The organism is Dysgonomonas sp. 216 (assembly GCF_010501065.1).
Taxonomy (GTDB): Bacteria; Bacteroidota; Bacteroidia; order Bacteroidales; family Dysgonomonadaceae; genus QVMM01.
This window is the reverse complement of record NZ_QVMM01000019.1, coordinates 1-19,810: the sequence shown is the minus strand read 5'-3', so window position 1 is coordinate 19,810 and position 19,810 is coordinate 1. Positions and strand designations below refer to the sequence as shown.

General features: G+C 38.1%; 12 protein-coding genes. 10 read left to right on the top strand and 2 right to left on the bottom strand.

All coding sequences use genetic code 11. From position 1 onward, the window contains the following. The first annotated feature begins 14 nt into the window (after positions 1–14). From D0T53_RS10905 to D0T53_RS10885, 5 genes are all read left to right on the top strand, one after another. On the top strand, positions 15–10,304 hold the full coding sequence (locus D0T53_RS10905) for an LPD38 domain-containing protein (RefSeq protein ID WP_163267798.1): 10,290 nt from the start codon (positions 15–17) through the stop codon (positions 10,302–10,304). A gap of 80 nt (positions 10,305–10,384) precedes the next feature. Further along, positions 10,385–12,394 (top strand): hypothetical protein, encoded by a 2,010-nt coding sequence (locus tag D0T53_RS10900; protein ID WP_163267796.1) that lies wholly within the window; start codon positions 10,385–10,387, stop codon positions 12,392–12,394. Position 12,395: 1 nt separating this feature from the next. Beyond that, positions 12,396–12,911, top strand: coding sequence for a hypothetical protein (locus tag D0T53_RS10895; RefSeq protein WP_163267795.1), 516 nt, complete (start codon positions 12,396–12,398; stop codon positions 12,909–12,911). A 39-nt stretch (positions 12,912–12,950) separates the two neighbouring features. Continuing rightward, positions 12,951–13,229 (top strand): hypothetical protein, encoded by a 279-nt coding sequence (locus D0T53_RS10890; RefSeq protein ID WP_163267793.1) that lies wholly within the window; start codon positions 12,951–12,953, stop codon positions 13,227–13,229. 141 nt (positions 13,230–13,370) lie between these two features. Next, entirely contained in the window at positions 13,371–13,667 is a 297-nt protein-coding gene (locus tag D0T53_RS10885; RefSeq protein WP_163267791.1) for a hypothetical protein, read from the top strand. Here D0T53_RS10885 and D0T53_RS10880 read toward each other — a convergent pair. Both D0T53_RS10880 and D0T53_RS10875 read right to left on the bottom strand, forming a co-directional pair. After that, entirely contained in the window at positions 13,660–14,166 is a 507-nt protein-coding gene (locus tag D0T53_RS10880) for a rhomboid family intramembrane serine protease (protein WP_163267789.1), read from the bottom strand. The genes D0T53_RS10885 and D0T53_RS10880 overlap by 8 nt on opposite strands. Then, complete coding sequence (locus tag D0T53_RS10875; RefSeq protein ID WP_163267788.1) at positions 14,163–14,558, bottom strand: hypothetical protein; 396 nt, start codon at positions 14,556–14,558, stop codon at positions 14,163–14,165. The genes D0T53_RS10880 and D0T53_RS10875 overlap by 4 nt, the downstream gene beginning before the upstream one ends. A 176-nt stretch (positions 14,559–14,734) precedes the next feature. Between D0T53_RS10875 and D0T53_RS10870 the strand changes: the two genes are divergently transcribed. The 5 genes from D0T53_RS10870 to D0T53_RS10850 all read left to right on the top strand — a co-directional run. Next, positions 14,735–15,535, top strand: a complete 801-nt coding sequence (locus D0T53_RS10870; protein ID WP_163267786.1) for a hypothetical protein — start codon at positions 14,735–14,737, stop codon at positions 15,533–15,535. Positions 15,536–15,562: 27 nt separating this feature from the next. Beyond that, positions 15,563–16,948 carry a DUF5309 family protein gene (locus tag D0T53_RS10865; RefSeq protein ID WP_163267784.1) on the top strand — a complete coding sequence of 462 codons (1,386 nt, stop codon included), beginning with the start codon at positions 15,563–15,565 and terminating at the stop codon, positions 16,946–16,948. Positions 16,949–17,012: 64 nt separating this feature from the next. Beyond that, positions 17,013–17,555, top strand: a complete 543-nt coding sequence (locus D0T53_RS10860) for a hypothetical protein (protein WP_163267782.1) — start codon at positions 17,013–17,015, stop codon at positions 17,553–17,555. Between the two features lie 79 nt (positions 17,556–17,634). After that, positions 17,635–18,300 (top strand): hypothetical protein, encoded by a 666-nt coding sequence (locus D0T53_RS10855; RefSeq protein ID WP_163267780.1) that lies wholly within the window; start codon positions 17,635–17,637, stop codon positions 18,298–18,300. A gap of 2 nt (positions 18,301–18,302) precedes the next feature. Then, positions 18,303–19,810 (top strand): hypothetical protein (locus D0T53_RS10850; RefSeq protein ID WP_163267778.1); only part of this gene is annotated, 1,508 nt, incomplete at its 3' end.

Below are 19,810 nucleotides of genomic sequence, written 5' to 3'. Positions count from 1 at the left end.
AAAGTAAATAAGTCATGCCAATATACGAAAGTAACGGAAAGAAATATAATATACCCGATGACAGAGTTAACGACTTTCTTTCTACAAGGAAAGATGCAAGGTTAATAGATTCTCCTTCAGAATTATCTAATATTGAAAGTAAAATTGCTGACAATCGTTCGTCAACTCATCGAGAGTCGAATATTCAGAACGATCAATACAGTTCTACAACTATAAACTCTGCAAATACTGGTTTAGGAGGTATAAATCCATCTTTTACACAGAATCAGTTCAATTTTAATACGCCAAACCATGCTGAAAACTTTGGAGAAAACAGAACACAATTAAATATTGGTTCGGGTAAACCGTTACAGGAATCTATTTCAGGTGCAATAAATAAAGCTGCAGTCGAACGCAGTAATGAATCGGACTATATAGTAGGATCTGCTATTGATGAATACCAATCGTATAAAAACTGGATTGACAGTGTAAACAATGACACTACAATATCACAAAAAGTAAAGGATGATTTAAACAGTTGGTATAATCAAAATTTTAGAGACACCAACAATCCGACTGATGATATACGTATACCAAACCTAGTAAGAGAATACTTGGATAAGAATAAGCAGGATATTATAGAAAAAAGATGGATACCTGCAAACAGACAACTGGGAGAGTCGGGTTATTGGCAGGAATACACAACACAAGGTAACAGCCCCGAACAATTAGCTATGATTGCTGATTTTCTTGTTAACTCTCCAAAAGGACGTTTGGTTGTTGAGGATGAAAATAAATACCTTGAGACTTTAGAGAATAGTATTGATGAACTTGAAAAAGCAATAAGTGAAGAAAGAAGCAATAGGAGAAGTAACACATCACGTAATATACCACTATATGATTATTTAAAATTATCGGCAAAAGAAAAAGAAGAGTATAACCGACAAAAAGAACTTGAAAGTCAAGGTTTGGAAGACGTATATCCGTTTGCTGATCCTTTTGCTGCAAAAACTCAATTAAACGAATTAAAGAAGCTTCGTGCTGCTTATAAAGATGGAGATAAGGGTGCTATTCGACAAATGCTAAATGAGTTTGGAAGACGTTTACCGTATGATTTAGCCAATGCCGGAAGTTTAGGAGGAATAGGACTGGCAGATGAATCAGACTTAGCTCGTACTTTAGAAGATCCAAATAATAAATTAGCTAGAGAAGCCTATAATTTAGTTGGCGAATATCAGCAAGCACACCAGTTAGATAGGTCAATTGCTCAAGATATAGCGCAAAGTACTTCTTATATGCTACCTTTTGTCGCTCAATTTGTATCAAGCGAAGGTATTGTTTCTGCTGCTACACGTCTGCCACAGGTTGTTGGTGCAGGAAAGGGTGTAAACTTTGCTCTTCGTGCATCAGAGACATTACAACGTCCGCTTGTTAGAATGGCTGTTACACCGCAGTTATTAACGGAAGCATACAGGAACAATATAGAGAATCCCGGTAGTTTTTTAGATGCGCTTGCTACTGCTATTCCATCTACATACGTTGAGTTCTTTACAGAGGATTTAGGAAGATATATTCCTGAGCCAAAACCAAAGAACCGTACTATCCGTAAAATAATGGAACGATCAGGAGTTCAGGGTGCAATTGGAGAAATGGCAGAGGAAGAAATAGGAATGCTGCTTCAACCTCTTGCAGATGGCACATTTGATTGGTCTGAATTTGTTAATCCGAGAACGCAGGCTGTAACAGCAGGTACTATTGCTATGATGCAATTACCTTATGCTTCTATTGCTGCCGGTGGATATGCAGCAGGCAAAGCAAGGAATGTAAAACAGAAACGGTCTATACGCAAAGGATATGATTCTAACCTTACAAACATGAATAATGTTTTCGGCAATGAAAGTCCTGAACTTATTCAAACTATAAACAACATTATCGATTCAGACAATACAGGCGGAGAGAATATAAACAATCTGCTTGAAGGTATTGTAAATGATAATGAACTAACCGATAAAGAAAAGGATGCAACGTTTAAGTATTCCCTTTCTTATATTGCGATGGGTTCTCTTGATAAAGCGAAACAAGAGCAAGTGGAGGAAGCTATTCAGGAAATACCGACTATAATAGAAGAGAATGCTAATCATGAAATGGGTGCTGTTGTATCGGCTACTATTGCCGGAATGGATACGCCTGTACAAATTACAGGAGGAAACATCGTGCAGAATGAAGATGGCACAATCAACAGGGAGCAATCGGATCAGGAGATATACTATACTGATGCAGAAGGCAAACGTCAGGTTACATCTATCAATTATGTAGAGAACATCACCGAGAATGTTCCTACTCAGGATGCCATTGCTCAGGTTACGGAACAAGTGGCTGCTCCTATCATTGCCCAACAACAGAATGAAGAGGTACGCCCATATCAGGAAGGTGAGACAGTACGTTTTTCTCCCGTTGGTAATACCTCGTTGATCGGACAGATTGAAGGGCAGGATCAGGCTACCGGGAATTATCTTCTTTCGGTAGAGACTCCGAACGGAATACAACAGATGCAGGTGCAGCCTCGCCAGATAATCAATGAGGATAATATTGAAGGTGTTGAGAACGGAAGCCCTGTTATTTATACCAATCAAAACGGAGAACAGGTACAGGATGTTGTGGCTACTACTCCCGACCTATATGCTCAGGGATTGATCGGTTTCGAGAATGGAGATGTAGTCAAGATCGATAATGTTATAGGATTGGCACAAGTAAACGAGCAAGATAATATATCAAATAGTCAAGAATCAACACAAGAAACACAACAAAATGAGCAAAGTGTTACATCACCTCCGAGTGAACAAAACATTTTGTTAGTAAATGAGCCACGAGTATTTGAAATAGAAGAAGGACTGTCTGCTGTAGAAAACTCAGATGGTACTTATTCTCTAGATAAACAGTTTGCAAAGTCGGAACTAAAGAAAGCTGATAGCCTTGTGAAAAGATTAAATGAGGACTATTCGGATAACGGACTTTTATTTGAGACTGTGCAACTTCCACGAAAAGATGCAAGCAATCCATTTGAGAAGCCATTGTGGGGAGTTGTTGCAAGAATGCAATCTGAGACAGTCAGTAATCCACAACAGACAGTAAACGAAAATGTGCCAGTTCAACCATTGGAGCGTAAACTGGAGAAGTCTGTAAAAAAAGATACACGTCCTAAGAAACTAACTCCATTCCAAAGAAGGTTGCAAGCAGTAGAGCCAAATGTATCTTCTGTGAGAGATCGTATTCTTTATGGTATTGCTTCGGGTGCTTACAAGTTCAGATGGAAGGATCAGGGCGTGAGTATGGGATTGGCTAGAGAGTTAGGACTAACAGGTTCGGAAACTGAGAGAAGATCGAGAATCAGCTTGTTATCCAACAATGGCTATACATCTTCGACATTGGCTCATCGTATATGGGAAGATATAGGATCAACATTAAACGACAATGATATTCGTAGCGAAGTTATTGAAGTGTTATCCTCTATATCTTCTCCGAAACAGGCATTGGAAACTTTGGAATCTTCATTGAGCATGAATGAGGATACCTACTATCAGGAACAACAGGATGCTGCCGAATTTGAGCAGGAACAAATACGTAAGGCTCAGGATTTTCAACTTGAAATTTCTGAGCAGTTGGCTGCTATGGATATTGATAATTTGCTTACCTTAGCAAAAGAATTAGGGCTTTCTCCTGAAGAGATTGATAATATCCATACAGCTTATGAATTAGCTGAGCAGATTGAACAATTAGAACAGATACAAAATGAAGAAACGGAATTACAGTCAGGAAGAGACAGAACAAATGAGGAAACGGATAGCGTTGCTAGTCGGCCAGGATCTTCATCTGAAACAACTGAACGAACAGTTGGCGAACGAAACCGATCCTCAGAAGAGACAGGAGATAGAATATCAGATAGATATAGCCAAAATGACTACTCAGATCTAACAGCCGAAGAGCGAAGGATAGTTGATGAGACTAATGCCCTGATAGATGCTGAGGTAAATGATGTATCTACCCAATTACAACAAAAGAAAAGCGAACTCAACGCTGCCAAGAAACGTATAGGTAATGCCTATGCGGAAGATAATCAGACAAACTTATTCGGACAAGAACAAACATCGGATACTCTTTTCGATGTTCCTCGTGATTTCAGCCAGTCGAATGTAGCCAGTATCATTGAGCCTATACAGCAGGAAGTAAATGCCCTTATAGGCAAACTCAATGATTTGAATAACTCCCGAAACGAGAGAGTAAATGAAACCCTTGAAAATTTCAGAAGTCAGGGAACTATTGACTTTGAAAGGGAACAGTATAATGTTGCTATTCCTGAATATAATGGGAATATTGTAGAGTATATCAAAGCTGTCGGGAAAAATTTTGAGGTATCAAAGGCAGAATCCGCAACCAATACTAATCCTACCGATGCACAGAAAGAAGCAGGTAACTACAAGAAAGGTAAGGTTACCATACAGGGGTTAGATATATCCATAGAACAACCTCGTGGATCGGAACGTACAGGCACAGATGAAAGTGGTAAGCAGTGGAGCGTTACCATGAACAATGCCTATGGATATATTCGTAAGACTAAAGGTAAGGATGGCGACCATATAGATGTGTTCTTGGGTGCTAACCCTGAAAGTAAAACTGTATTCGTAGTGGATCAGGTGAATCAGGATAGCAGCTTTGATGAGCATAAAGTGATGTTAGGCTTTGACTCTATCGAACAAGCGAGGGAGGCTTACCTGTCGAACTATGAGCAAGGATGGCAAGGTTTGGGTAATATCACTCAGACAGATATTGATACATTCAAGAAATGGGCTAATAGTAATACCCGAAAGATTAAACCTTTTGCGGAGTATAAAGAGATACAGGAGAAAGCGAATGATGGGGATTACATTCCTTTTCAGTCGATGACTAATGAGCAGATAGAAAATGTTAATTCTCAATTTAATGATGAACTACAACAACAAATATCAGGAACATTAAAGAAAGGTCATACTTATGAGTTGGGTACTCCTTCTGCTGTTTTACAATCGGCAGGTATTCCGAACTTACCTATTCAATTACAGGCTTCGAGGTTATCAGATAAGTCTATGCAAGACAATCATCCTTTTGATTTATCGGAAGTAATGGATTTGCCGAAGGCTGTTCAGAATCCTTTGGCTGTGTTCCGTAGTGCAACTCATATAGGCAGCTATGTGATAATGACAGAACTGGAACATCAGGGTAAAAACTATGTTGTAGCCTTACAAACCAATAAGAGAAAAGGTAAGATAGAGATCAACGATATTCGCAGTATCCACTATCGTAACTCAAATGCTCACATGGCTAACTGGATAGAGGAAGGTTTGTTGGAATATGTGGATAAAAAAAGAATGGTTGAATGGCTTTCCAAACAGCGGTACAATTCCGCTGAGGTTAGAAAACTATTCAACCACGCTTCAAAGATAGTGAATGATTTTGAAAATCCAAAACTACATAGGACAAATAATCACTTTAAACCTATTAGTGAACAGCGATTTAACACATTAGTTGACCGATTAAAACAAACAGGTCTTGCTAATGATGTTGTTACCGACAAAGTTGCTTTTGATGCAAAACTGGATGAGGTTATCAATGACAATGCTACTATTAAACAAACGTTATTCGGAATGCAGGTGTTAGAGGATAGTAAAGGGAATACAATAGGTGATGGAAGCTATAATGTGGAACCGTCAATCTTTGACTTTAATAATGAATATCCGCAGATAACAACGAGTATTTCTTATAGTAATACAACAGAAAGTACTTATGTTACTTACAAAAACAAAGACAATGATAAATCAATTACAGTAAGATTTTCGAATCATGAAAATAATGCAGTAAAATTTGGGGACCAGCTAAATGGTTATCTTGCTACTAGTGATGAAATATTATTTCATCTAGGATTGAAACAAAGACAATTCATACCGAAAACATATCTATCTATATGGAAAAGGTCAGTATCTAAAAAAGATCTAGCGAAAGGCACATATGAATTTGCAGATAAAACAATACAAGAAATGTATTCGATGGGCGAAAATGCTGACCTATCTAAATACAAAGGAAAGATAGCAAAAGATAGCAATTATTTAATATTAGGAGATAAAGTAGAACTAGTTGAAGATAAAGGTAGTGATGATTTCGGAAATGCTACTACGATAGGATCGTTTGTTTATTTTATGCGTACTAATGTGGGTGATATATATGGCTTCGTTACTCCTGATGGAACTGTTTACATTGATAGTACCCGGATGAATGCCAATACTCCTATCCATGAGTTCGGACACTTGTGGAACTCTTTTACAAAGGAGAACAATGCGGAACTGTATAATCGTGGAGCTGAACTGGTAAAAGAATCGGAATACTGGCAGCGTGTCAATGATAATCCTTCTTATCGTGATCTGTCTGATGATGCTAAGGTGGATGAGGCACTTGCAATGGCTATCGGTGATAAGGGTGAAGCAATAGTAAATGAAAAAGGCATTGGGTTAAAACTTAAAAGATGGATAAGAGAGGTATGGAATTGGATTGGAGATCAATTAGGTATTCGAAATTTGTCTTCGGAACAAATACAGAATCTTACATTAGAACAGTTTATTGATGGTGCTGTTGCGGATATTCTGAATGGTAAGAAGATAAAACAATCAGAAGCAAAAAGAATAGTACAAGAGTCGCTTGACAATGGTGTATCTCAGGTAATTTCCGAATTAGATATTTCGGACAAGGCTTATTCTGATGCCATAGAAAAAGGTGACACAGAAACGGCACAAGCTATTGTAGATGCGTTTGCTCTCTCGAACGGATATATTACAGAATCAGAACACAGAATGAACCATCGTGCTCCAAGTGCTGATAATACACCATCAGAAGAAAAGGTAGAAGAGGGTGGAGACTTTAGTCTATTAGAGATTGCACAAGGCTACTCTTCTCAGCCTTCTGATTATTTTGATGACCCAAGAGGATATATGTATGATGATGTGAGTGGCATGGAGTCGAGGGCATCATTAATGTCGGCTATGAGATCAATACAATTACAGGGAGACAATATATCTGAAATGCCTACTGTAACTGTATATCGTGCAGTTCCAAAATCACTAAAAGAAGGATTGATAAGGAATGGTGATTGGGTTACACCTTCATTGTCTTACGCAAACACACACGGAAATAATGCTCTTAATGGATATTATAAAATAATATCAGAAGAAATACCTGCAAATAATCTGTGGTGGGATGGAAATGATATTCGAGAATGGGGTGTAGATGATAATGTAAATTATGCTTACAAGGATACTAAAAACAGTCGCAAACTTATTGATGTTGTAACGTATGATAACAATGGAGATATTATTCTACCGTCTAAGAGGTTTAATAGTGATATAAATGACATCCGCTTTCAATCGGTGAATGATGTGGCTGATGCTGCCGACTCTACCATGACAGAGGATATGCGAAATGAACTGGACAAGAGAATAAAAAACTTTCGTTTCAGAATCAGGGAAGCGTATGAGGACAGGCATCTTGCCGTTCAGAAATTCCTTGATGTACTTCGTGAGAATGGAACAGAAGTAGCCGAACATAATGATTTCTATAAGAAAGCCACTCATATCAATGGTGCTATCGATGCCCAACTGGAACAATACAACAATAAGTATCAGAAGCCTCTTAACAAAGCTATATCTGAACTGGAAAAAGCAGGGTTCGACTATCGTGATATAGAGAACTATGCCATACTGAAACATGGTTTGGAACGTAATGCGTGGATGAAACAAGATTCCATCAATCAGTATATGGCAAATAATCCCGAAGCTACTCCTGAACAAATTGCTCGTTTTGAACAAAAATTGCCGGATGATTTCTCAGGTATCACAGCCGTAGAGAAAGAAGTGGGTAAACACGCTGAATGGTTTATCAACGACTTTGAAGAAAAAGCCGGAAAGGATCTGATCGACAACCTGTGGAAACGAGTGAAGGATGCAACTTCATATTCTTTAAACAAGCAACTTGAAGGGCAACTGATAGATAAAAAAACTATTGAGGATCTGAAAAGCAGGTATGATTACTATGTTCCTCTTCGTGGGCATGATGCAGAAGTGGCAGAGGACAGGTGGGATTACAGCCCCGACATGGGTACATACTTTGTTGCTCCATTACTGAAAGCCAAAGGACGTAAGACAAGATCGGAAAGCCCATTCGCTTATATTGCATCTATGGCTCAGAGTGCTATCAACTCAGCGAACAGGAATATACTGAATCAGACTATCCTTCGCCTTGCAAGAAAGGATAAGACTGGAATGCTCAATGTAGATAAGGCATGGTATGAAAAGACAGGTGAGCGTGATGGTAAGCCTGTATATGAAGTGCGTAGCCCTGAGTACAATGAAGATCCTGAAATATACAGGAAAAACATCGAAGAGTTCGAGGAACGTATGGCAAAACTGGCAGAGGCAGGTTTAGCGGTTCAGAGTGGAAAGAAACTGGACATTGGTGGACTGTTTATCAAACGTAAGCAAGCCGATCAGCATGAAGTTCATGTATTCCAAAACGGAACTGAGTATGTCGTTTATATCAATGCTAATCCGGCAGTTGCTCGTGCCATAAACGGATCAAACGCTAAAGATTTGCATAAGGACTTACGCTTCTTTGCAAGGGTATCGAGACAGATGGCTGCCAACTTTACGACTCGTAACCCGATATTCGTATTGTCGAACTTCTCAAGAGACTATATTTTCTCTTCATCTATATTGCCAGTAAAAGAGAATGCGAAATATTTTGTACAGTTTCAACGCAATATGTTCCCTTCAGCAGATGCCTTGCAACGATATGTGAGAGGCAAAGCTGATCTGAATAAACAACAGGACATATACCTGAACGAATATATCCTTAACGGAGCAAAAACAGGATTCTCTCATATACTGGAATTACAGAAGGTACAGAAACAAATAGAACGAGACATCAAAAAAGGTGAAGGACGAAATGTATTCCGTTACCTGTTGGATGGACTGGAAGGGATGAATGAGTTTGCCGAGAACTTATCCCGATTGTCTGTGTATATCACTAGCAGGGAACAAGGACGAAGCATTACCCAATCGGTATCGGATGCTAAGGAGGTAACTGTGAACTTCAACAGAAGCGGTGCAGGTGGGCTCGGTGCAGCTTGGTTCAGAAGTTTATACTTATTCGTGAATGCAGGTATTCAAGCATTGTCGAACTTCGCTAAGGTAGCACAGAAGAATAAGGCTAAGACTTCCATGCTTATCTCATCATACGCCATGAGTGGATTCCTTATGCCGATGCTTACAGCATTGATAGGAGGTGATGATGGACTAGATGATTATATGAAGTTGAGCGATTGGGAGCGTCAGAACAATCTTTGTATTTATACCGGCAATGGATTCATTAAAATACCTCTTCCACACGAGTTGCGTGTATTTCACAAAATGGGTGATGAGATATATCAATCTATCTTCGGCAAAAAAGATATTACTCAATCGTTACTGGATACCGCATTAGGATTCAGCGACCTGATACCTGCTAATCCGATGGGTGCTGTGGATGGTAGTTGGGCAGATATTATGCCTGATGCTACAAAACCATTCTTCCAACTGGCAGCTAACAGGAATTTCACAGGTAGCCGTATCACTAACGAATGGACAGATCCGAACAAGCCCGGATACTTACGAGTGAGAACAAATAAGAAAAGTGAACCGTTTGCACCTGCCTTCCTTGTGAAACTTGCCGAGATATTGGATAATGCGACAGGAGGTGATGGTGTGGAGAAAGGGCTTATCAGCTTCAACCCTGATGTAGTAAATCATCTTATGAGAGGATATTTTGGGGGATTGTACAACATGGGTATGCAAGGGCTTGATGCAGCATCAAAAACTTATGACTGGACTAAGACAGGAGAGTTAAAACTGAAAGTGCGTGAGACTCCATTAAAAACATTCTATACTTCGGAAAGTGATCTGCAAACTTCGGGTAGCGGACTGAATACAAAATACTTCAAAGTGGTGGATGATACTCAGGAAGCTATACGGAAAGTAAAAGGGTATAAAGATCAGGTAGGCGAAGGCAAATTAAGTGTTACTGATTTTTACAAGAAGATCGAAAATTTAAATGTTCCGAAAGCAAATGAGTTGTACGGCCGTATTAAAAAGATCAAGAAATACGAGAGCGCATTGAAGGAACTGGATGGACAGGATCAGAAAGATCTCGAAAAGATTATTTCTGACCTAAAGAAAGAAGTGATTGAGGTAAATAACAAATTGAGCGAATGATGATTTTCCCATCAAGGTACTCAGTTCCTACTATCAATTAGCATATTTGCCGATACAGAATAAGAAAAAAAGCATCATATATGAATACAACAATAAGAAAAGCGAATCCGAAATTAGCTGCCAAGTTCTTCCCGAATAAAGAAAGGGAAAATATTGACACAATACAGAAGCGTTCTACTTTCGATAGAAATGAAAATGTGCTGATGGATGCCTTTCTTGCATGGACAGGATTAGACAGCTTCCGGAAAATGTGTGATAGAAATGAAATGTATACGTTTGTCGACCAATGGAGTGATAAGGTATTAGATCCGAAATCTTGTAAATGGATCACCGAGCGTCAGCATATTCTCAATCAGGGTAACATCCCATTACAGAATAACCGACTAAGAGGTATAGTCCGTTCTGTTTCGGGTGTATTCCAATCGACACAAACCGAGCCTGTATGTGTATCGAGAGATAGAGATAAACAGGCAAAAGGTGAAATGATGTCAGCTACAATTCAGTATGTTTATCAACTGAACAAACTGTGGGGATTAGATGCAGCTTGCTTCACCAATTTCCTTGTTACAGGTGTGGGTATGTTCCGAAGCACATTCGGATGGCGAAATGGAAAAATGGATGTGTGGACAGACCTTGTAAACCACAGACGTATTTTCTTTGATAACCACATGGAAGATCCCCGACATTGGGATTGTCATTTAGTAGGTGAAATACATGATGTAGGATTATATGATGTGATGTCTCAGTTTGCTGATGGCTCACCCGAAAAAGCGGAAGAGATACGCAGGATTTACAGTTATTGCGACAGAGACAGAACAATATCACGAGTTGAGAATCTTGTGAAAGATGCCCGAAGATTTCAAAACTTCTTTATCCCGGATGATGAAACCCGATGCCGGGTTATCGAGGTTTGGAAAAAGGAAAGTAAAGAACGCCTATTAGTACATGATAAACTTACAGGTGAGTTCTACAAGACAGAGGTAGAGGATCAGTTGCAGCTTATTCGGGAGAATGACAAACGGAAAGCTGAACAGTCAGCAGAAGGTATCGAAGTAAAAGATATGAAGCTGATCGAGTATCAATGGTTTATAGATAACTATTGGTATTACTACTATATGTCGCCTCAAGGTGATATACTGAAAGAAGGTGAGACTCCATTTTGGCATGAGTCGCATCCATATTCATTCAAGATATATCCGTTCTTTAACGGCAGAGTATATCCATTTGTAGGTGACTTCATTGATCAGCAACGTTATATCAACCGACTTATCACCATGCAGGATTTTGTAACACGTGCTTCTGCAAAAGGTGTACTGGCTATTCATCAAGACTCTATACCAGATGGTATGACAGCAAAAGACTTTGCTGATGAGTGGGCTGTATTCAATGGGGTTATTGTATATAAGGGTAAACCCGGAATAGAAATGCCAAAACAGATTGTAAACAATACAACTCAGTTGGGATTGACAGATATGTTGCAGATACAGTTGAAGCTACTGGAAGATATATCGGGAGTACAGGGAGCATTGCAAGGACAAGCACCGAAGTCCGGCACTCCTGCTGCTTTATACCTACAACAGACACAGAACTCAGCTACTTCATTGACAGAACTATTCGAGGCATTCAGGGAACTAAGAGAAGAAAGGGATATGAAGAATATGAAACTGATACAACAGTTTTATTCCGAACCTAGATATATCAATATAAATGGTAATAATGCCCGACCTGATACAATGGTGTATGATCCGAAAACTGTTCAAAATGCAGAGTTCGATCTATCGATAACAGAAAGTACATCCACTCCTGCATACAGACTTGTAATGAATGACTTTTTAATGCAGCTATTCTCGGCACAGCAAATTACATTGGAAGAATTGCTGCAAAACGGAGCATTCCCATTTGCAGATAAATTACTTCAGTCTATCAATGCCCGGAAAGAAGAGGCTATGGCAGCACAGCAAGCGATGATGAATGGAGGTCAGGTACAACCAATGCAGCAAGGTATCGTGCCACAGGATATACAACAACAGATGAATCAGAATACTAACCCACTTGTACAGCAAATGTTGGCAGGTAATAATGCAGCTTGATATGCCACTACTCACTTTCATATATTCACATGATGATATGTTCGATGCCGTAAAGCAGGAATCATCATTGTACTCAATAAGGCAAACGGATAAAGATGGAAACCCCATGTTCGAGACACTTGTGTTTGATGAAGCCTACCTGCCTAAATTCAGGGAATTATTTTTCAATGCTCAGGCACAAATAATCCCTACTTTGTCAGCATATCAGAAAAATATACCTATAGAACCTGAATATTTTGAACGAAAAGACTTCAGTAAGAAAAGGGATTATATCTGTTACTTGAATATGCCTGATGATTTTATGATGTCGATGGCACAGCCTATTGAAGATTATATATTCAGTTTTCTGAAAGACTGGATCATGTATAAATGGCTTGAGACAAAGATGTCGAATATAGCTTCTGTGTTTTTAGCAAACTGTATTGGCGTGGATGGTAGCGGAGGTTATAAGAGTGATATAAAAGGTGCATTGGAAAAAAGAACACAACCTATACGAAGATGGCATGGTTACTGGTAATTATGCTTATATTTGGAGATATAAATAAAGCATATAGATATGAAAAATAAAGATGTACCTATTTATTATCTCGAAAAAATAGAAAGCGTAGTATTCAACTTTAACACTAGAGATAGATTTTTATTTACAAAGTCGGATAGTAATATCATCGAAGTTAGAGAAAGAGATTCAGAATTTTATTTTAGAATAGTTAAATATAATTTTACAGGAGGAAATCATTTGATAACAGTATCTCAATATCCCAACTCTTCAGTGATAAACAAAGAGGATACCTATCAAATCGATGTTGGGATATTAGATGCAAAACTTAAAGGATAGATTGATATTCTGAACCGTTATGATAAAATTAGTATAAATATTGATGATGTTATTATTAAATCATTTACAGATGATTATTTTATTGATATTGATACGGCGGATGAAGATGCAGACACAAACCCTTTTCATGTAAAACAAATATTGCTGATAGATGCATATCTTACCGAATTACAAAAAGCCTTGCCTCAATATTTTGAAGATGAGAGTGTAGTGGAAGAGTTGACAGATGATATTAATAATTTAAGAAACTCATTAACCACTAAAACAAAAAGATATGTCATAAAAAGCATTTGCTACTTATGGGGTAAGGCTTCAAAATATAGTTTGAAATTTATTCAAGATTTACATCAAGAAGGTCGAAAAGAGGCAATTAAGGCAATTGTAAAATCGGCGGCTAAGTTGCTAAAAGACAATATAGACACAATATTAACTATCTAGTTTTATGAATAGAAAAAACTACTGATACAATAAATCCAAATATCAGAGAATAGATATGTATAAGGAAATTACTGTTATGTATAAATGCACTAATTAATAAACATAATGCAAGTCCACAAATGAATAGCAGATACCTACGGGTGTTTGCTATTTTTATTTCCTTACAAAGCAATGTCATACCAATATCTATTCCTACCATAGCATATATCATAGATGAAGCACCGACAGTAGGTATATCGTACATGGATAGAAACGATGCAGCAAAGCCACAGACAAATATAGAAGCTATAATGATCCATATATTCAATAGCTTCTGTAAATTATGGAACATTACAATAAAAGCGATAGAGTTGATTGCAAGATGTATAATACTCAAATGCTGAAACATATATGTAATATGGGTATAAAACATTGATGTAGCTGTGTATCCTAATTCCAAACCGAACAGACAGTAAACAACTATAAATAACAGAACGAAAATATATTTTACTGCATTCATTTTACCCTTACCTCCTTTATCATTTTATAATAAATCTCTTTAGCTGTCTTTTCAGAGATATAAAATCGTGGAGCATCCTGATCGGAAATTATTTTGGCAATTTCATAAGGTTTTAGTTCGGGATTTTCTTCTGATAACTGGAAGTATCTTCTGCCAATCTCTTTATGCAGTTCTATTTTGGATTCATGCTTTAGATTAATAGTCTCATGATTAATAGCTTTGTTTATAATCTTCATGCACTCTTTGGGAAGCAGGTAGAACGATTCGGCAGGGGTATTGATAGCCAGTCTTGTTGTTTCGCTAACAGATAAATAAACACCCTTGTATTTATCTCTGACTCTCTCACAAGCCTTGTAAAAATCTAAATTCCTTTCGTACAAATAAAAAAGCATACCTATTTATATTTTCCTATAAAGGTATTCTCATATAAATATTTATGCTAAGTAACTGTAGTATAGTTTTCTATACATAGAAAACCTTATCCCATTAAGGGAACAAGGCTACCTATTTAATTCATTTTTTTGTCCTGAAACATGAAACAGCCAATAAAAACAATAAATAAAGAAATATGGCAACAGAAGTAGATAAAACAGTTGTAGAAACACCTCAAGGAGAAACAGCTTTAACACAGGTAGAAACTCCGAGAGGACGTGCAGGTGTTCTCGCAAAATTCCAACAGGCAAACCCTGACTTTCAGGGAGAGCCATCGGATGATGATCTGTGGGGATATGCAGGTCAGGACTATGATGATGTGAAAGGTAAATACAAGGAAATGAGTGGAGCAAACGCCCGATTAGCAGAACTTGTGGCTCAAGATCCACGATTGGGAGCAGTACTGTCTATGATAGCCGGAGATAGCCCAAAATCACTTCCTTATGCGATGGGTAATGTGTATGGAAAGGATTGGCTTGATAGTGATCCTGAAGAATTTGAAAAAGGTTATCAGGAGAGTTTAACACGACTTGCAGAGAGCAGAGCAGAACAAGAACAAGCTGCTAAAAACATACAACAATATCAGGCAAACTTAGAGCAATTCAAAACTGATAATGGACTAGATGATGCTCAAATAGCAGAACTAAATAATGCAATATTCTCAGATGCAGAGAACTTCCTTATGGGGAATATATCACCTGAATACATTGACTATAAATGGAAAGGAATGAACTATGATAAAGATGTACAGGAAGCAGCCGTAACAGGAGAAGTAGAAGGAAGAAACCAAGCCATTGAAGTGAAAAAGAAAAAAATAACCGGTGATGCTCCGCTTCCTGATCTTGCTAATGGAACTGGTGCAGGAAAAAACAGAACAATTCCTAACAAACGTAAGAAGAAAAGTGCTTACGATGATATGGAGGAAATTACAATATAACATTAACAGTCAAATATTTATTCAACAATGAAACAGAAATTATTAAAAATTAAAGATAGCGGACTATTCTTAGTCGTAGTTATGCTATTATGCTCCATTTTTGGGGTATTTGATGGTGCTGCCATGACAGCAGATGCCATGCCACTTGAGAAAGGAGGATCTGCGGACACCAATGCCATGACCTCAGTAACCGAAACTCGTGAAAGATCTGAAAATCTTATACTGGATGATCTTGATGAGCGAGTAACCAAAATCAGGCCGCATGACGTTCCATTGGAAACTATTGCCCGAAGTATTGACGATCAGCGTGTAGTAGGTGATGGAGAGAAAGATGCAAGCGGACAGGTTGTAAGGCATTATGCTATCAGTACGATTGAACTTGTAGCCACTACAACTACAGCTATCGCAGATGGAGGAAATACTCAGGAGGTATTGCAAACTTCTGATAAAGACATTTTCGCTTGCGATCAGACAATTCTTGTAGAAGGTGTTCAAGGATATAGACCTGATGGTTCTGTCGATCCTCTACGCCAGTTAATGCTTTATGTGATTCAAAAAGACACTTCGGGACATCCAATTGTTGTCGCTGTAAATGGTAAACCATCAGTAGGAGGTGGATTGACTACTGTTCCTGCCATTGCATCAGGCACAAAAGTAACGAGAGCCGGACGTGCCGGAGCAGAAAGCCAAATACAAACAGATGCTTATAGTGCTGTTCCTACCGACTTTGAACAATACCTGCAAAAATTCATGGCTCAGGTGGAGGTTACAAGTCTGTTCGAGAGAGCCAAGAAAGAAGTAAAATGGACATTTACGGATCAGGAAGAGGAAGCTGTTTTTGATATGAGACGTACAATGAACGTTTCGTTTTGGAGAGGTGTAAAATGGAAGATCAAAATTAAGAATGCCCATACTAAGAAAGCCGAAGATATTTACTTCACAGAAGGTATATGGACACAAGCAGGTAAGGAATTTAGCTTCAATGGTGTAGCTGTAACAGCGGATAGTATCGTTGCCCTGATGAAACACGCCTTTACTGGTAATAACTCAGGTAAACGTAAAACATTCATTGTAGGTAGCGACTTGTTGGAAGCACTCGAAAAAGTTGAATACACTAAGGTTGTAAACGTAGGCTCTAGACTACAAGCACATGGTATCGAATATACTACTATCATATCTAAATTCGGCACATTACTTATCGCACACGATCAGACACTTGACGATCAAGGAATGGCAGATAAAGGATTTATTCTTGACGCAGACTTCCTACGCAAATGGACTCATGGTTGGGATGTGCAAGATTTTGATTTCAGGAAAGCAGGTATATCTGATTCTGATGGACGTGCTTTGATAGAAATATGTGGACTCGTTCTTCGTAACCCGGATGCCCACTCACGAGTATCATTGTCGTAAACATAAATAAGCATGGAGGGGTATATTTCCCTCCTGTATTTAATAATAAAAATAATAGATCATAATGGCAGCAAAAAGATATATATCTAAGACTGGTGTAAAATATTCATTTCTCGTAGAAGTTAATGGAAAAGTAAAATCGATTTCATTCAAAGGAAACGAGAAAGATTGTATTGTGAATGATCCTGCAACTCAGAAAGCCGTAGAAGAATCCAAGTTCTTCAAAAGTGGATGGATTGGTGTTGCTCCCGGAACTACTGCCGGAGGATTCGATGAAGACGTAGAAGGGATAGGAGGAAAACCTGAAGGTACTGAAGAAAAATTGAATGTACCTCGTGCCAATTCCAAAACAAAAGCTGAATTGGAAGCCGAAGCAGCAAAAGGACAATCGGGAGAAAATGCAGCAACAGCCGGAGGCGAAGCTACTGGTGAAGGTGTAGATGGTGAAGCAACTCCTTATACTGAAGTTACAGACATCAATGGTGCTGTGGCAATACTGAAAGGTGATCCATATAAGGTGCATCACATGAAGCTGAAAGATCCCGCATCGGTAATGGAGCAGGCAAAATTAAACAGTGTATCGTTTCCTAACTGGAATATACAGTAAGTAATTTACTCATAAGTCAAAATAAATTAAAAGGCTGTTAGTGCTAGAATACTGGCAGCCTTTCTTCTTAAAAGATAAAATGATGAAAGCAGAATTTATATCCCGTGTGATGCAGATAATGAATGAACTCGGATGGAATGATATCGAGTCTGATGCTTTTGTCGGTTCTGATACATCAAAAGTAAAAGGACATATCGAAAGTGTATTTGTGGATGCGTGGCGTAAAGCTGTCAATATATTCCCAAAAACATATTTTACAATCAAAGATTTTTCGGATCAGAAATTAGTTTCCGATATACCACATGGAACAGGCTATATCGTATTGCCTGAAGATTTTTACAGCCTAGTCTCTTTCAAGATGAAAGGTTGGCAGGTAGTAGGGGAAACATTGATACCTAGTTCAGATCCTATCGCTAGAATACAAGCAAATGAATATACAAGAGGGAATTTTGTTCGCCCGGTATGCGTACTCAGTAACAAAGGAATAAAAGAGCGAGTAGATGATAGTTATATATATCCGCAAAAGGATGTATTGGAATATTACTCTGTACCAGTAGGTAGCAAACAGGAAATAGAAGAGGCTTTATATATTCCTCTTATCAGTCCATTAAGCGACAATACAAAATTAAACGAAAAACTATTTGTACCACTTGCATATCTGTGTGCGAGTATGGTATTCTACATATTTGAAAAGCCTGATATAGCACAGGTATTAGAAAATAAAGCAACCGAAATAATTAAATAGTTATGAATAACTGTCAAGATAATAGACCAACTTTCCTTTCTGAAACTGTTTGGAGGGCTTTGATGAATCTCCCTGCATTAAGGTATATGAAAGCACCTGTCGATACAGTTGCTCAATTATACGAAAAATATCCTATTGGAAATGAAAAGGGAACATTTGCATTCGTACATGATAAAAATACATTCTACACTTATCATCCGAGAGGTTGGCATCGTGGAGAATGGAAACCTATATCATCCGATAGTTTATCTTCATTCTTCGAGATAGATACAGAGTTTTTGCAAGAAGGAGATATACTTGTATATGATAGTAACAAAAAAAAGTTTGTTGTTAAGTCTGGTAATGTTTGGAATAAGTTACCGACCGGTATAAATGGTGTTCTCTCGCAGGTTACCAAGTTTCTAAACCAAACAGAAGCGATACCCTCCACTACAAGCGATTCTGGAGTTTATTTTGTAAATAATGATGCATTAGCGGGATTGTATATTGTTTTGGGTAATACTGTTATCAAGATATTTAACACTTCGGATTGGTATAAAAAAGAAATCGTACAGCAAAAGATTGACGATACTTATACTTATATAGATGGTCAAGTAAACAATCTTGATCAACAGATACAGAATAAAGAAAATGTTGGTATTTTAAAAACATATGCAACTTATGCAGCAATGCTGGCTGATATAAACTCGCCTATTGGGGATAATGGACAACCGATACTTAACGGGCAATTAGTATCGGTAAATAATACTGAAGATGATACTCAAAATGGAATATACGCATATACTATAAAAGGTAATAATAAAAGCTGGATTAAAAGAAGTGACATAATTATACCTGATGATATGGCACGAACCGGCGGCTCCATCCTCACCATGCAGGATATGGACGACAAGGTCAAAGGTGTTAAAGAAATCATATTCCCTTTTGTTTCGGAGATAGACAGCGACCCCGAATATACGCCTATCGTAGTCGATAATTTAGGGCAAATTATTTTCGCTCGCAAAAAAGACGGTACACCCATTATTCCACGCTTGAATGAAAGCATGGATAATTACCTTTTTCGATTTTATCAGGACAAAGAATGGGTAATCGCTGTAATGGACAACAACAAACAAGTATGGTGGGGTGTCCGTAACGATGGGAGTGTATTTCAGAACAATCAAATCGAAAAGGAACTTTCGGATAGACTATTAACTGTTATTAGTGACAGAGAATGGGAATTTGCGGTTGTCGATAAACTTAATCAGGTGTGGTTTGGCGTGCGCTATGACAGTTCGATATATCCCTTTGATTTTTTGATGAATAATATTGAGGACATAATCAATAGTTCGTCAAATGTCGGACATGGCAACCATACAAAAGAAACCTCTTTGCAATTGCCGTTTCCCCGTTCTTTGGCTCGTGTCGATTTTGTCGGTGATTTAACGGGTATCGGCAAGGATGATGCCGTAAACGTAATGTTGAAATTCAACGACATGCAGGGCAATTACTTCGAAAAACCTATCGAATT

Coding starts and splice junctions, on each gene's coding strand:
- D0T53_RS10870 (WP_163267786.1), top strand. CDS start 14,735: ATGGCAACAGAAGTAGATAAAACAGTTGTAGAAACACCTCAAGGAGAA.
- D0T53_RS10855 (WP_163267780.1), top strand. CDS start 17,635: ATGATGAAAGCAGAATTTATATCCCGTGTGATGCAGATAATGAATGAA.
- D0T53_RS10900 (WP_163267796.1), top strand. CDS start 10,385: ATGAATACAACAATAAGAAAAGCGAATCCGAAATTAGCTGCCAAGTTC.
- D0T53_RS10895 (WP_163267795.1), top strand. CDS start 12,396: ATGCCACTACTCACTTTCATATATTCACATGATGATATGTTCGATGCC.
- D0T53_RS10860 (WP_163267782.1), top strand. CDS start 17,013: ATGGCAGCAAAAAGATATATATCTAAGACTGGTGTAAAATATTCATTT.
- D0T53_RS10865 (WP_163267784.1), top strand. CDS start 15,563: ATGAAACAGAAATTATTAAAAATTAAAGATAGCGGACTATTCTTAGTC.
- D0T53_RS10880 (WP_163267789.1), bottom strand. CDS start 14,166: ATGAATGCAGTAAAATATATTTTCGTTCTGTTATTTATAGTTGTTTAC.
- D0T53_RS10890 (WP_163267793.1), top strand. CDS start 12,951: ATGAAAAATAAAGATGTACCTATTTATTATCTCGAAAAAATAGAAAGC.
- D0T53_RS10905 (WP_163267798.1), top strand. CDS start 15: ATGCCAATATACGAAAGTAACGGAAAGAAATATAATATACCCGATGAC.
- D0T53_RS10875 (WP_163267788.1), bottom strand. CDS start 14,558: ATGCTTTTTTATTTGTACGAAAGGAATTTAGATTTTTACAAGGCTTGT.